At 64.6% G+C, this 12,942-nt stretch carries 11 protein-coding genes; 8 read left to right on the plus strand and 3 right to left on the minus strand.

Features of this window, described 5'->3' with window-relative positions:
* The first annotated feature begins 94 nt into the window (after window positions 1-94).
* From U1R88_RS13810 to glnT, 5 genes are all read left to right on the plus strand, one after another.
* Entirely contained in the window at window positions 95-376 is a 282-nt protein-coding gene (locus U1R88_RS13810) for a hypothetical protein (RefSeq protein ID WP_156771760.1), read from the plus strand.
* 145 nt (window positions 377-521) lie between these two features.
* Window positions 522-1,418 (plus strand): class II glutamine amidotransferase, encoded by an 897-nt coding sequence (locus U1R88_RS13815; protein WP_068296602.1) that lies wholly within the window; start codon window positions 522-524, stop codon window positions 1,416-1,418.
* Between the two features lie 33 nt (window positions 1,419-1,451).
* The gene (locus U1R88_RS13820) at window positions 1,452-2,150 is read left to right on the plus strand and encodes a GXGXG domain-containing protein (RefSeq protein ID WP_322431732.1); all 699 of its coding nucleotides are present in this window, start codon (window positions 1,452-1,454) and stop codon (window positions 2,148-2,150) included.
* A gap of 89 nt (window positions 2,151-2,239) precedes the next feature.
* Window positions 2,240-3,565 carry an FMN-binding glutamate synthase family protein gene (locus U1R88_RS13825; RefSeq protein ID WP_068296611.1) on the plus strand — a complete coding sequence of 442 codons (1,326 nt, stop codon included), beginning with the start codon at window positions 2,240-2,242 and terminating at the stop codon, window positions 3,563-3,565.
* 104 nt (window positions 3,566-3,669) lie between these two features.
* On the plus strand, window positions 3,670-4,977 hold the full coding sequence (gene glnT / locus U1R88_RS13830; protein WP_068296614.1) for a type III glutamate--ammonia ligase: 1,308 nt from the start codon (window positions 3,670-3,672) through the stop codon (window positions 4,975-4,977).
* An 88-nt stretch (window positions 4,978-5,065) separates the two neighbouring features.
* On the opposite strand, the gene U1R88_RS13835 is transcribed toward glnT, so the two are convergent.
* Window positions 5,066-7,090, minus strand: a complete 2,025-nt coding sequence (locus U1R88_RS13835; protein ID WP_322431733.1) for an FUSC family protein — start codon at window positions 7,088-7,090, stop codon at window positions 5,066-5,068.
* Window positions 7,091-7,184: 94 nt separating this feature from the next.
* On the opposite strand from U1R88_RS13835, the gene U1R88_RS13840 reads away from it, so the two are divergent.
* Complete coding sequence (locus U1R88_RS13840) at window positions 7,185-8,102, plus strand: LysR family transcriptional regulator (RefSeq protein ID WP_322431734.1); 918 nt, start codon at window positions 7,185-7,187, stop codon at window positions 8,100-8,102.
* Between the two features lie 9 nt (window positions 8,103-8,111).
* Here the strand turns inward: U1R88_RS13840 and U1R88_RS13845 are convergent, their stop codons facing one another.
* Complete coding sequence (locus tag U1R88_RS13845; RefSeq protein WP_322431735.1) at window positions 8,112-9,062, minus strand: AEC family transporter; 951 nt, start codon at window positions 9,060-9,062, stop codon at window positions 8,112-8,114.
* Window positions 9,063-9,265: 203 nt separating this feature from the next.
* Window positions 9,266-10,504, minus strand: a complete 1,239-nt coding sequence (locus U1R88_RS13850; protein ID WP_322431736.1) for an acyl-CoA dehydrogenase family protein — start codon at window positions 10,502-10,504, stop codon at window positions 9,266-9,268.
* A 229-nt stretch (window positions 10,505-10,733) separates the two neighbouring features.
* On the opposite strand from U1R88_RS13850, the gene U1R88_RS13855 reads away from it, so the two are divergent.
* Together U1R88_RS13855 and U1R88_RS13860 are read left to right on the plus strand one after the other, a co-directional pair.
* Window positions 10,734-12,158 carry an LLM class flavin-dependent oxidoreductase gene (locus tag U1R88_RS13855; protein ID WP_322431737.1) on the plus strand — a complete coding sequence of 475 codons (1,425 nt, stop codon included), beginning with the start codon at window positions 10,734-10,736 and terminating at the stop codon, window positions 12,156-12,158.
* Window positions 12,159-12,163: 5 nt separating this feature from the next.
* Window positions 12,164-12,934, plus strand: a complete 771-nt coding sequence (locus tag U1R88_RS13860; RefSeq protein ID WP_322431738.1) for an ABC transporter ATP-binding protein — start codon at window positions 12,164-12,166, stop codon at window positions 12,932-12,934.
* The last annotated feature ends 8 nt before the right edge of the window (window positions 12,935-12,942 follow it).

Genomic DNA, 12,942 nt, shown 5'->3' on the forward strand with positions numbered 1-12,942 from the left:
ATCAGTTAGGAATAGACTTCTGGATTGCTTCGCCGCTCCTGCAATGGCGATTGAATCAGAGTCGCAGTGCTCAAATCACCGTCAGGAGGGCGCCATGGCCGCAGCCATGCTCGCGAAACCCTTTCATCCCTATCTCATCCTCGCCCTCGCCGTTGCGCTTCCCGGGGTCGGCCATGTCGCTCTTGGCCGCCAGATGCGCGGGTTGGGATTTGCGTTCTTCACGCTCCTGTTCGCCTTTCTGAGCTGGCATCTGTCGACGCCGGAGACGTCTCCGATCGGCCGCATGGCGGGAGGCCTGTTCGTCTGGGCGCTTTCGATCCCGGATGCCTACCGGGTGGCGCGCCTGCGCTGGGAACGCTGGCGCCAGCAGGCCTGAGAGCTTCATTTTCTCGCTGTTTCCTGTGAGGAAAATCCGTTTCCAAAAAAATATTCCTCACAGGAAAAAAATGTTCAGGTGGATATTGCTGGCGCCTCAGGAAATTGCTAGCCTCCCTGAAATCAACGCATGAGGGACCCGTGCTATGTGTGGCATTGTCGGCCTGTTTCTGAAGGATAAGAGCCTGGAGCCCCAATTGGGTACGCTCCTGTCGGGTATGCTCGCCACCATGTGCGACCGCGGCCCGGATTCGGCCGGGTTCGCGATCTATGGCGCGCCGCAAGCCGGCAAGGCCAAGATCACCGTCCAGTCGGCCGATCCGGCCAAGGATTTCGAGGGTCTCTCTGCCCTGGTCGAAAAGGCCGTTGGTGCCAAGGTCTCCATCACGCCGAAGGACACCCACGCCGTTCTCGTCCTCGATGCCGACAAGGCCGAAGCGGCCCGCCAGGCCATCAAGGCTGAGCGCCCTTCGATCCGCATCATGGGTGCGGGCGAGGCGATCGAGATCTACAAGGAAGTGGGCTATCCCACCGAGGTCGCCAAGCGCTTCGGCCTGGCCGGGATGACCGGCAGCCATGGCATCGGCCACACCCGCATGGCGACGGAATCGGCGGTGACCACGCTCGGCGCCCATCCCTTCTCGACCGGTGCCGACGAGTGCCTCGTGCACAATGGCTCGCTGTCCAACCACAACAATCTGCGCCGCGAACTCAGGCATGACGGCATGACCTTCGAGACCGAGAACGACTCGGAAGTCGCGGCCGCCTATCTGACCTGGCGCATGAACCAGGGCCTCAATCTCGGCGAGGCCATGGAGAAGGGCCTCGACGACCTCGACGGCTTCTTCACCTTCGTGGTCGGCACCAAGGACGGCTTCGGGGTGGTGCGCGATCCTGTCGCGTGCAAGCCGGCCGTGCTCGCCGAGACCGATCAATATGTCGCCTTCGGGTCCGAATATCGCGCTCTGGTCAACCTGCCTGGCATCGAGGATGCCAAGGTGTGGGAGCCTGAGCCCGCCACCGTCTATTTCTGGGAGCGCTGAGGCATGGATCAACTTGCGAAGAAAGTCGCGAGCGTGAGCACGGACGTTGAAAAGATCGATCTGGCCAAGACGCCGTTGCGCGAGCTCAACCAGGCTCTGCACGCGCTCAAGGCCGGCACCAACGCCACTTCCTGGGAGGTAAGCAATCCCAAGGGCTCGCACGCCCTGGCCGTCGGTATCGACGCGCCCGTGCGCATCGATGTCAAGGGCAGCGTCGGTTATTACTGTGCCGGCATGAACAAGGAAGCCACTGTCGTCGTGCACGGCTCTGCCGGCCCGGGTGTGGCCGAGAACATGATGTCGGGCGAAGTCCGCATCAAGGGCGATGCCAGCCAATATGCCGGCGCCACCGGCAAGGGTGGTCTTCTGGTGATCGAAGGCAACGCATCGTCGCGCTGCGGCATCTCGATGAAGGGTATCGACATCGTGGTGAAGGGCAATATCGGCCACATGTCCGCCTTCATGGCCCAGTCGGGCAATCTGGTGGTCTGTGGCGATGCCGGCGACGCCCTGGGCGACTCGATCTACGAGGCTCGCTTGTTCGTGCGCGGCAAGGTGAAGAGCCTGGGGGCCGACTGCATCGAGAAGGAGATGCGCCCCGAGCATCTGGAAATCCTCGGTGGGCTGCTGGCCAAGGCCGGCTTCACCGACGTCAAGCCCGAGGAGTTCAAGCGCTACGGCTCGGCCCGTACGCTCTACAACTTCAACATCGACAATGCGGATGCCTACTGACCTGGGATCACAGGCTCTCGGCCTGCTCTTCCCGCTGCATCGACTGTTTCCAGAGCAGGCTATAGGCCTGCGATCCCAGGATTGACCTCATGAGCTATCACAATCCGCCGACCGTTCCGCGCAAGTCCGCGACCTTCGACGATTACACCCTGTCCGAGATCCGCCGCGCCGCCACCACCGGCATCTATGACATCCGCGGCGGCGGCGCCAAGCGCAAGGTCCCGCATTTCGACGACCTGCTCTTCCTCGGCGCTTCGATCTCGCGCTATCCGCTCGAAGGCTATCGCGAGCGCTGCGCCACCAATGTCGTGCTCGGCTCGCGCTTCGCCAAGAAGCCGATCGAGCTCAAGATCCCGATCACCGTGGCCGGCATGAGCTTCGGCTCCCTGTCGGGCCGCGCCAAGGAGGCCCTCGGCCGCGGCGCCTCGCTGGCGGGAACTTCCACCACCACCGGCGACGGCGGCATGACGCCGGAAGAGCGCGGCCAGTCCAAGACGCTGGTCTATCAATATCTGCCGTCGCGCTACGGCATGAATCCGGACGACCTGCGCAAGGCTGACGCCATCGAGGTGGTGGTCGGCCAGGGCGCCAAGCCCGGAGGCGGCGGCATGCTGCTCGGCCAGAAGATCTCCGACCGCGTCGCCCAGATGCGCACGCTGCCCAAGGGCATCGACCAGCGCTCCGCCTGCCGCCATCCCGACTGGACCGGGCCGGATGATCTCGAGATCAAGATCCTCGAGCTGCGCGAAATCACCGATTGGGAAAAGCCGATCTATGTGAAGGTCGGTGGCGCCCGTCCCTATTACGACGTGGCCCTGGCGGTGAAGGCCGGCGCCGACGTGGTGGTGCTCGACGGCATGCAAGGCGGCACAGCCGCCACCCAGGAAGTCTTCATCGAGAATGTCGGCCAGCCCACGCTCGCCTGTATCCGTCCTGCCGTGCAGGCGCTGCAGGACCTGAACATGCATCGCAAGGTACAGCTGATCGTCTCCGGCGGCATCCGCAACGGCGCCGACGTCGCCAAGGCCCTGGCGCTCGGCGCGGACGCGGTCTCGGTCGGTTCGGCGGCCCTGATCGCCCTCGGCGACAACGACCCGGCGCTCGAGGACGAATATCGCAAGCTCGGCACCACCGCCGGCGCCTATGACGACTGGCACGAGGGCAAGGATCCGGCCGGCATCACCACGCAGGATCCCGAGCTGATGGAAAGGCTCGATCCGGTCAAGGCCGGCCGTCGCCTCGCCAACTACCTCAAGGTGATGACGCTGGAGGCCCAGACCATCGCCCGTGCCTGCGGCAAGAACCACGTCCACAATCTCGAGCCGGAAGACCTGTGTGCCCTCACCATCGAGGCCGCGGCCATGGCCCGCGTACCGCTGGCAGGCACCAGCTGGATCCCCGGACAGGGTTTCTGAAGATATGCCGGTCTTCGGACCGGCATATTCTTTGTCTAACATGATCAAAAGATGCCGATCTGAAGATCGGCACACCTAACCATCCATTTATCGGGATTCCGCACATGACCCAGGATTTGGCGACGCTCGCCAGGGAAAAAGGCATTCGCTATTTCATGATTTCCTACACGGACCTGTTCGGCGCCCAGCGCGCCAAGCTGGTTCCGGCAGCAGCGATCGCCGACATGCAGAAGGACGGCGCCGGTTTCGCCGGCTTTGCTACCTTCCTGGACCTGACACCGGCCCATCCCGATCTGTTCGGCCTGCCCGATCCCAGCGCGGTGATCCAGCTGCCCTGGAAGAAGGAAGTCGCCTGGGTTCCCGCCGACTGCGTGATGGAAGACAAGCATGTCGGCCAGGCGCCGCGCGTGGTGCTCAAGAACGTCATGGCCAACGCGGCCAAGGAAGGGCTCTATGTGAAGACCGGCGTCGAGGCCGAGTTCTTCCTGATCGATGCCGACGGCACCGCCATCTCCGACGCCATGGATTGCGCCGCCAAGCCCTGCTACGACCAGCAGGCCCTGATGCGCCGCTATGACGTGATCGCCGAGATCTGCGACTACATGCTGGAGCTGGGCTGGGGCCCCTACCAGAACGACCACGAGGACGCCAACGGCCAGTTCGAGATGAACTGGAACTTCGACGACTGCCTCATCACCGCCGACCGGCACTCCTTCTTCAAGTTCATGGTGCGCTCGGTCGCCGAGAAGCACGGCCTGCGCGCCACCTTCATGCCCAAGCCCTTCATGGGACTGACCGGCTCGGGCTGCCATGCTCATATCTCGGTGTGGGACGAGACCGGCAAGGTCAACATGTTCTACGACAACAAGGACGAGATGGGCCTGTCGCGGCAGGGCTATCACTTCCTCGGCGGCATCATGAAGCATGCCGAAAGCCTGTCGGCGATCACCAATCCGACGGTGAATTCCTACAAGCGCATCAATGCTCCCCGCACCATCTCCGGCGCGACCTGGGCCCCGAATTCGGTGACCTGGACCGGCAACAACCGCACCCACATGGTGCGCGTGCCCGGGAAGGGTCGCTTCGAGCTGCGCCTGCCAGACGGCGCCGCCAATCCCTATCTGATGCAGGCCGTGATCGTCGCCGCCGGCCTCGACGGCATCCATTCCAAGGCCGATCCCGGCAAGCGCTACGACATCGACATGTACCAGATGGGCCATACCGTGACGGACGCGCCCAAGCTGCCGCTGAACTTGCTCGATGCCCTGCGCAATTTCGACGCGGACGAGTCGCTGAAAGCCGCGTTGGGCAATGACTTTTCGGCTGCCTACCTCAAGCTCAAGCGTCAGGAATGGAACAGTTACGCCAGCCATCTGACCCAGTGGGAGCGCGACCACACGCTCGACATCTGATCGCGGCGAACAGACCAGAAAGATCAAGGGCGCCGGAGCCATCCGGCGCCCTTCTTTTTGGAAGCTCTCACAGAGCCTCCTCTGCTCTTCACCCCTTCAGAAATGCGGCCTGTTCGATGGCTTCGCGCGCGATTTCCTGCAGCAGCACGCCGCCTCGATGCAGCGCGCGCGAGGCATGGCTGTCCGCATGTCGGGCCTGCCGCACCAGATGCGCCGCCGCCGGCTTGGCGGCCCTGGCGAGGGCCTGCGGATCGGCTGAGGCCAGCCGCCGCAACACGGCGCGAATTGGTCGCGCGGCGGCCTTCTGGGTCTGTGCCAGCCTGTCGAGCTCCATGGCGGCCGCGCCGATGGTCAGGGCCGCCAGCATAGCGGCCATATCCCGATCCATCACGGCGCTGGGCAGGGCCTTTTCGGCGGCAAGCTGCCGGCCGAAACGGTCTGCGGTCCGGCTGAACCATTCCGCCGAGGTCCAGATCCCCGGCGTACTGCCGATCAAGGCGAGATCATGCCGGATGGCCCCGTGCAGGCGGCGGCGCACCGCCTGGACATTGGGTGGGAACAGCAAAGCGAAGGCAAGCGTGCCGCAGGCGATGCCGGCCAGCAGCGTCATGCCACCATTGAAGAAGCCGGCAGCCTCGGTGCGGACGTCATTGCTCGGCCCCACCAGGTCCCAGAAGAAGATGGCAAAGCTCGCTGCGGGAGCAGCCGTACGGGGGTGGCGCATGGCGATCCCGGCGGGAACCATGAACAGGCTGACCACGGCAGCGAGCAGCGGGAAGCCCGAGATCATCGGCATCAGCGCGAAGTTGCAGATGGCGCTGGCCACAAAGGCCCAGCCCGTGCCTTTCAGGAAGCCGAGGCCGGCGGCGACCGGATCGTCCCGTGTGGCGAACAGGGCGCAGACCACGCTGACGATGGTCACGAAACCCGAACCGGTGGGGGCTGCCGTTAGGACCCAGGCGGTCGAGGCGAGCAGCACGGCAGCAACGGCGCGGACGGCATTGTGGAGAGCAGCTATCCGGTCGATGTGAAAGGCAAAATCCAGGTGTGAGGGAGGCGGTTCCAGCCGGGCCAGCAGTGCCTGGCGGACCAGGGCCGTCTGCAGGGAGGAGAGCAGCGCGTCGAGCCTGTCATGCAGGAACAGCGGCCCGTCTCCGTTCTGACCATGATCGCCGGGGCAGGGATAGGCCGCACCGAGGCGCCCGCGCAGGGTGGCAATTCTTGCCTGCTCTACCACGCTGCCCTGGGCAACGGCCCGCAGTACCGCCGCGCTTTCGGTCAGGAACGCATCTTCGCTGCCATCATGCCGGGACAGATAGTCCCGCAGGCTGTGCGCGGCGGCGAGCTGGGCCAGGGTCGCACTGGCGGCGGCGCGGACATGCCCGAGGGCACCGCGTGCGACGGTTGAGGCGGACGCCGCATATTCGGCCGTGGTGTCCAGGGCCAGGGCCTTGGCGAAGAGGCGCTGCAACGCTGCCGTCGCCGCCGCCTCTCCGGTGAGGGCACGGGCGCAGATGCCGGCGGCCTGCCGGATATAGGCGTCGAGGCCGGCGCGGACATCGTCCAGGGGGCGGGAGGGAGCAAGGACGGAGCTCAGCGTGGCCTCCACCCCGATGCCGAGCAGGATATAGAGGAGGCGCGCCTCGGCGACGTCGAAGATCTGCGAGGGGGTGGCAGCCGCATCCAGGGTGATGATCGCCGCGGTATAGCCGGCCAGCACGGCGCCATAGGCCCGGAAATTCCGCAGCGCCGTGGCGACACCGGTGCACAGCCCGACCCAGACGGCGAGAGTGCAGAGAAGCAGTTCCGGCGCCTGGGCGAACAGGGCGGTGAGGGAGACGGCGATGCCCGTTCCCGTGAAGGTGCCGAGGACGCGATAGCGTGCCTTCGACAGCGTCATGCCGCGGCTGCCCTGGGCCACGATCCACACGGTCATGGCCGCCCATTTCGGGCTGTCCAGATTGATCAGGAAGGCGATGTAGAGCGCGATCAGCGAGGCGGCCGTCGTCCGCAAGGCGAAGGCGATGCCGCTCCAGCTGGTGCCGGGCGGCGCCTGCGTCAGCCGAGTCCACAAGGGCATCGGCCCATGCGCGGACGTGGACTGGGCGGTCATGCAGGCGCTTATAGCGCCAGGACAGGAATGGAATAACTATGGCCATTTGGCAAAAACTATTGCTGAATATGGAATAGTTCCTGCGAGGTGCAAATTGCATAATCTCCAGAGCCTCTGGGTCTTCCTGCGCGTGGTCGAGAGGGGTGGTTTCACCGCCGCGGCGAGCCGGCTCGGCCTGCCGCTAAGCACGGTGAGCCGGCGCGTCACGGCGCTCGAGGAGGATCTCGGCGTGCGCCTGCTCAACCGGACGACGAGGCGGGTGTCGCTCACCGAAGCCGGGCGGGATTTCTACGAACGCTGCAGCCTCGCCGAGGAGATTCTGGAGGAAGCCGATCTGTCGGTCCGCGCCCTCAGGACCGAACCGGAGGGCACGCTGCGCCTTCTGGTCCCCTACGCCCTCGGCCTGATTGCGCTGGAGCCGGCCCTGGAGGAATTCCGCCGCCGCTTTCCCAGGATCAGGCTGGCGCTGACCTTCGACAACCATCCGCTCGATCTGGTGGAGCACGGCTTCGACGTGGCGCTGCGGACGGGCGTGCTGCCCGATTCCAGCTATGTTGCCCGGCGCCTGGGACGATCACGGGCTCGCCTACTCGCCAGCCCTTCCTATCTCGAGCGCGCCGGGCACCCCGCCTCGCCGCAGGACCTCTCCGGCCATGCCGTGCTCGCCCATGGGCAAGGCGAACTCCTGACCACCTGGCGGCTGAGAAGCAAGGCTGGAAGCGAAGTCGAGGTGGCGGTCCGCCCGATCCTGATGTCGAACGAATCCGACACCATCATCCGCCAGATGCTCAAGGGGGCCGGCATTGCCCTGGTGTCCACCCGGCTGATGGCCAATCGGGCCGGAGACCAGCCCTTCGAGATCGTCCTGCCGGACTGGCACCGGGCCGAGGATGCCGAAGTCTGGGCGCTCTATTCCAAGCGCGCCACGCGTGACCGCAAGATCCAGGCCTTCGTCGAATTCGCGGCCGAGATATTCGCACCCTGGACCCGGGATCCGGACGAGGAGGTCTGAGGAGATGCCTCAACCCAGCAGCGCGGTGGCGATTTCGAGCCAGACGGCGGTCGTTACGACAGAAAACGCCGTCGCGATGGTGATCTGGTTGGAAGCCAGGGATTGCTCCGTCTTGAGCTGGATCGCGATCAAATAGGAGTTCACGCCCGACGGCAGGCTCGCCGCGGCCACGGCGACCTTGGCGGGGAAGGGCGGCAAGCCGAACAACCAGGCGGCACCGAGGGCGACGGCCGGCATCAGCAGCAGTTTCAGGCCAGACAGGACCAGTGCTGGCCTGAGGTTACCGGACAGGCCAAACTTCTTCAGGCCGAGGCCCATGGCAAACAAAGCGATCGGACCGGCCACGTCGGCGAGGGCGTCAACGAAGCGATTGGCGATGCCGGGCAGGGGAACGCCGCCTGCCCGCCAGGCGAGGCCGGCGAAGATGCCGATGATCAGGGGATTGCTAAGCAGCCTGCGCAGGAAGTCGCGAATGATCGCCAGGGGATGCAGCGGCTCCCGGCGCCGTGGCCCGAACCAGTGGAACAGCAGAATCGAGGCCATCAGCATGGTGGGCAGATGCACCGAGATGATCAGCGACAGGATCTCGAAGCCCTCATTGCCAAAGACGCCGAGCATGAAGGGAATGCCGAGCAACACCAGGTTGGAGAAGGCGGCGGAGACGCCGCCGATCACACCGGCCTGGCCGTCACGCCGGAACAGGCGGGTGATCACCAGATGGCCGGCGATCCAGGCCACGATGACGGCGGTGAAATAGGTGGCCCACAACTGCCAGGGCGCCGAGCCATGGAAGTTCGAGGTGACCATGGTGCGGAACAGCAATAGAGGCAGGGCCACGCGGACGGCGAAATCGGATAGGGCATCGCCAGCCTCGGGCTTGAGATAGAGGCTCGCCCCCGCGCCATAGCCGAGCGCGACCAGGCCGAAGACGAACAACACGGTTTCGACCAGCGGCGACATCGGCTCCTTGGGGCATTTGCGAGGCAGCTCAGTACCGCCTCTTCCTATCCCAAGATCTCGCAATGCCTGGTGATTCCGTCAAATGACGGCCTTAAGATCAAGAGGTACTGATCCTGTCAGCGAAGCCTTTGTTACACGGTGTGCCGATCTCCAGATCGGCGCACCGGTCCGCGTTTATTCCGCAGCGTTGCTCTTTTACACCCTCACACCTGCCCGATTCGCCATTGATAGGGCGGCGGCGTGCCGTTGACGGCAAAGTCCCCGACGATCCGGTCCTTGTAGATGCGCGGATTATGCGAGGAGAGGGTGCGCGCATTGCGCCAATGACGGTCGAGGGCGGCGGAGCGCTGCGTGGCGGAGGCGCCGAGCGCGTCGAACACGATGGTGGAGGCATCGAGGATCAAAGTGGTGACTACGGTCTGGGCCTGCGCCACCTCGAGCTCGGCGACGGCATTGGCTGCTTCCTCCGCCGCGGCGTCGCCAACAAAGCGGGTATCGAAGGCGCGCTGCACGGCCTCGGCGGCCTTGAGCACGATGGCCCCGGTCGAATAGGCTGCGCCGCGGATCCGCCCGACCACCTGCAGCACCTGGGCATCCTCGCTCGGGCGCGGAGAGGGGGCGTTGGAATAGCTGCGGCGCCTGGCTTTCACCGCCGCGGCGACGTCGTCGCTGGCAGCACGGCCGATGCCTGCGAGCGTCGCCAGATGCACGAGCTGGTAGAAGGCGGCCGAATATTTGAAGCGGTCGTCATCGATGACGACATCGGCGGGATCGACGGGGGTATCGGTGAAGGTGGTGGTGCCGCTGGCGGTGAGGATCTGGCCGAAGCCGTCCCAATCGTCGACCACGTCGACACCCGGCGCGTGGCGGGCGACCACGGCCGAAAGCGACTGGCCCTCCTCGCCGCTGGCGCCGATGTCGATCCAGTCGGCGAAGAGGGAACCGGTGGTGTAATATTTGGCGCCCGTGACCGAGGCGGCCTTGCCGTCTCCGAGTTTCACGATGGTGGAGAAGGCGGCCTGCTTGGCTTCGCCGATCTCAGTCCAGGCGCTGCCGGCGATCTCCCCGCGGGAGAGGCGCGGCAGCCAGCGGTCGCGGCGATCCTGCGCGCGGGCGTTGACGATGTCCTCGGCAAAGCCAAAATGGGCGCGCAGGGCCTGCGTGACGTTGGAATCGGCGTGAGACAGCTCGATCAGCAGGGCGAAGAGCTGTGGCAGGTTGGCGCCGAAGCCGCCCTCCTTCTCCGGCACACGCAGGGCGCCGAAGCGGGCATCCTTGAGCCAGCCGATCGGCTCGTGTGGCAAGGTCCGATTGAGTTCCCGTTCGACGGCGCCCTCGCGGATGCGATCGAAAACCGGGCGGAAATTGGCGGCGAGTTCCTCATAGTTGCGACCTGGCCCATTGCCCCAACCCGCCGTCACTGTCGATGCCTTCTGTGTCATCTATCTGATTCTCTTAGCTTTTATCGAACGATCCGATACCGGCGCGGCTGCCTGCCCAGTCTGCCGTAGCATCGATCCGGACTATTTTGTATATATTCTCTATAAAAATACTAGACATTTAGTTTAGAGGGCGTTTTCATACGCCCTGACCGATGCGGTAGCCGGGTGCGGCTCCGCCGCTGTTTCAGAGCCGCGGCGCCGCCGCTGTTTTCAGATGTGGAGATTGGGAATGCCCCGCCAGATACGCTTCAACGCCTTCGACATGAATTGCGTGGGTCACCAATCACCGGGCTTGTGGGCGCATCCGCGCGACAAATCGTGGAAATACAAGGATCTCGACTACTGGCAGGATCTGGCGCGGACGCTGGAGAAGGGTATCTTCGACGGCATCTTCATCGCCGATGTCATCGGCTATTACGACGTCTACAAGGGCTCGAACTACCACGCCCTCCACCAGGCCGCGCAGATCCCGGTCAACGACCCCCTGCAGCTGGCGGCTCCGATCGCGCTGGCCACCGAGCATCTGGGCATCGGCATCACCGCATCGACCTCCTTCGAGCATCCCTATACCTTCGCCCGACGCCTCGCCACGGCGGACCATCACTCCAAGGGGCGCGTCGGCTGGAACATCGTCACCTCCTATCTGGAGAGCGGGGCCAAGAATATCAGCCAGGGCGGCCTGCGCCAGCACAACAACCGCTACGAAGTCGCCAACGAATATGTCGAGGTGCTCTACAAGCTGCTGGAAGGCTCCTGGGAGGAAGGGGCGGTGCGGCGCGACCGTGAAAACCGCATCTTCACCGATCCCGACAAGGTCCATGAGATCGGCCACAAGGGCAAATATTTCGAGGTGCCCGGCTACCAACTTACCGAACCCTCGCCGCAACGCACGCCGGTGCTCTACCAGGCCGGTGCCTCGGGGCCGGGCAAGGCCTTTGCCGCGGGCCACGCCGAATGCGTCTTCGTGGCGGCGCCGACCAAGTCGCTGTTGAAGACCTATGTCGCCGATATCCGCCGCCAGGCCGCGGCTGCCGGCCGAGATCCGCGCAAGATCCTGATCTACAACCTCACCACGGTGATCGTCGACGAGACCGAGGCCAAGGCACAAGCCAAGTTCAAGGACTATGAATCCTATACGTCCTATAATGGCTCGCTGGTCTTCCTCTCCGGCTGGAGCGGTATCGATTTCGGCCAATATGCGCCCAGCGATCCGATCAAGAAGGTCGAGACCAACGCCATCATCTCGGTGGTCGAGCATTTCGCCGGCGAGGACAAGACCTGGACCATGGAGGAACTGGCGCGCTGGGGCGGCATTGGCGGCCTCGGTCCGGTTTTCGTCGGCTCGGCTTCCCACATCGCCGATACGCTGCAGGAATGGGTCGAGGAGACCGATGTCGACGGCTTCAACCTTGCTTATGCGGTGACGCCGGAAAGCTTCGAGGATGCCGTCGGCTATCTCGTTCCGGAACTGCAGAAGCGCGGGGCCTATCCCACCGCCTACAAGCCTGGCACGCTGCGCGAGAAGCTGTTCGGCGAGGGCCCCTATCTGCCGGCAAGCCACCCCGCCCATGCCTATCGCGACATCGAGGCGGTGAAGCGCCGCGAGGCTGATGAACGCGAGGCAGGCGTCTCCCGCCTCGCCGCTGGACGGTGATGCCGATGCCGGCGCCCCTCCTGCAGCTTCATGAGGTCTCCCTGTCCTTCAAGGGCGTCAGCGCCCTGAGCCGGCTGAGCTTTTCGGTCGAGCAGGGGGAGATCTGCGCGCTGATCGGGCCCAACGGCGCCGGCAAGAGTTCCCTCCTCAATGTGATCAACGGTGTCTACCGGGCCGACGAAGGCGATGTCGTTTTCGACGGCGCCAGATTCGAGGCTATTCATCCCTACAAGGCGGCTCATCTCGGCATTGGCCGGACCTTCCAGCACAATGCCTTGTTCGACCGGCTGAGCGTCGTCGAAAACGTCAAGGCGGGGCTGGCGCGCTGGGGCCGCGCGACCTTTGTGGAGAATATCTTCCGGGTAGGGCGGGATGCGGCGGAGCGCTGGCGCTTCGAAGCGCGGACACATGAGATCCTCAGCTTTCTCGGCCTGGAGCGCCATGCCAACACGATCGTATCCACATTGCCCTATGGCCTGCAGAAGCGCGTCGACCTCGCCCGCGCTTTGGCGGCCTGGCCGAAATTGCTGCTCCTGGACGAGCCCATGGCTGGCATGAACCAGGAGGAAAAGCAGGCGATGAGCCGGCTCATCGCCGATGTGAACGGCAAGCTCGGCACCACCGTCGTGCTGATCGAGCACGATATCGGCATTGTCATGGGCCTCGCCCACCACGTCGTCGTGCTCGATTACGGCCGCAAGGTCGGCGATGGCACGCCCGATGCTGTGCGCGAAAATCCCGACGTCATCGCCGCCTATCTCGGCACGGTTCACTGAGGGATCGC

The organism is Labrys sedimenti (genome assembly GCF_034424805.1).
GTDB lineage: Bacteria > Pseudomonadota > Alphaproteobacteria > Rhizobiales > Labraceae > Labrys > Labrys sedimenti.

Bases quoted from the DNA above. Each gene is read 5' to 3' on its own strand.
- glnT (WP_068296614.1), top strand. From the start codon at position 3,670: ATGACCCAGGATTTGGCGACGCTCGCCAGGGAAAAAGGCATTCGCTAT.
- U1R88_RS13855 (WP_322431737.1), top strand. From the start codon at position 10,734: ATGCCCCGCCAGATACGCTTCAACGCCTTCGACATGAATTGCGTGGGT.
- U1R88_RS13850 (WP_322431736.1), bottom strand. From the start codon at position 10,504: ATGACACAGAAGGCATCGACAGTGACGGCGGGTTGGGGCAATGGGCCA.
- U1R88_RS13860 (WP_322431738.1), top strand. From the start codon at position 12,164: ATGCCGGCGCCCCTCCTGCAGCTTCATGAGGTCTCCCTGTCCTTCAAG.
- U1R88_RS13815 (WP_068296602.1), top strand. From the start codon at position 522: ATGTGTGGCATTGTCGGCCTGTTTCTGAAGGATAAGAGCCTGGAGCCC.
- U1R88_RS13810 (WP_156771760.1), top strand. From the start codon at position 95: ATGGCCGCAGCCATGCTCGCGAAACCCTTTCATCCCTATCTCATCCTC.
- U1R88_RS13825 (WP_068296611.1), top strand. From the start codon at position 2,240: ATGAGCTATCACAATCCGCCGACCGTTCCGCGCAAGTCCGCGACCTTC.
- U1R88_RS13835 (WP_322431733.1), bottom strand. From the start codon at position 7,090: ATGACCGCCCAGTCCACGTCCGCGCATGGGCCGATGCCCTTGTGGACT.
- U1R88_RS13845 (WP_322431735.1), bottom strand. From the start codon at position 9,062: ATGTCGCCGCTGGTCGAAACCGTGTTGTTCGTCTTCGGCCTGGTCGCG.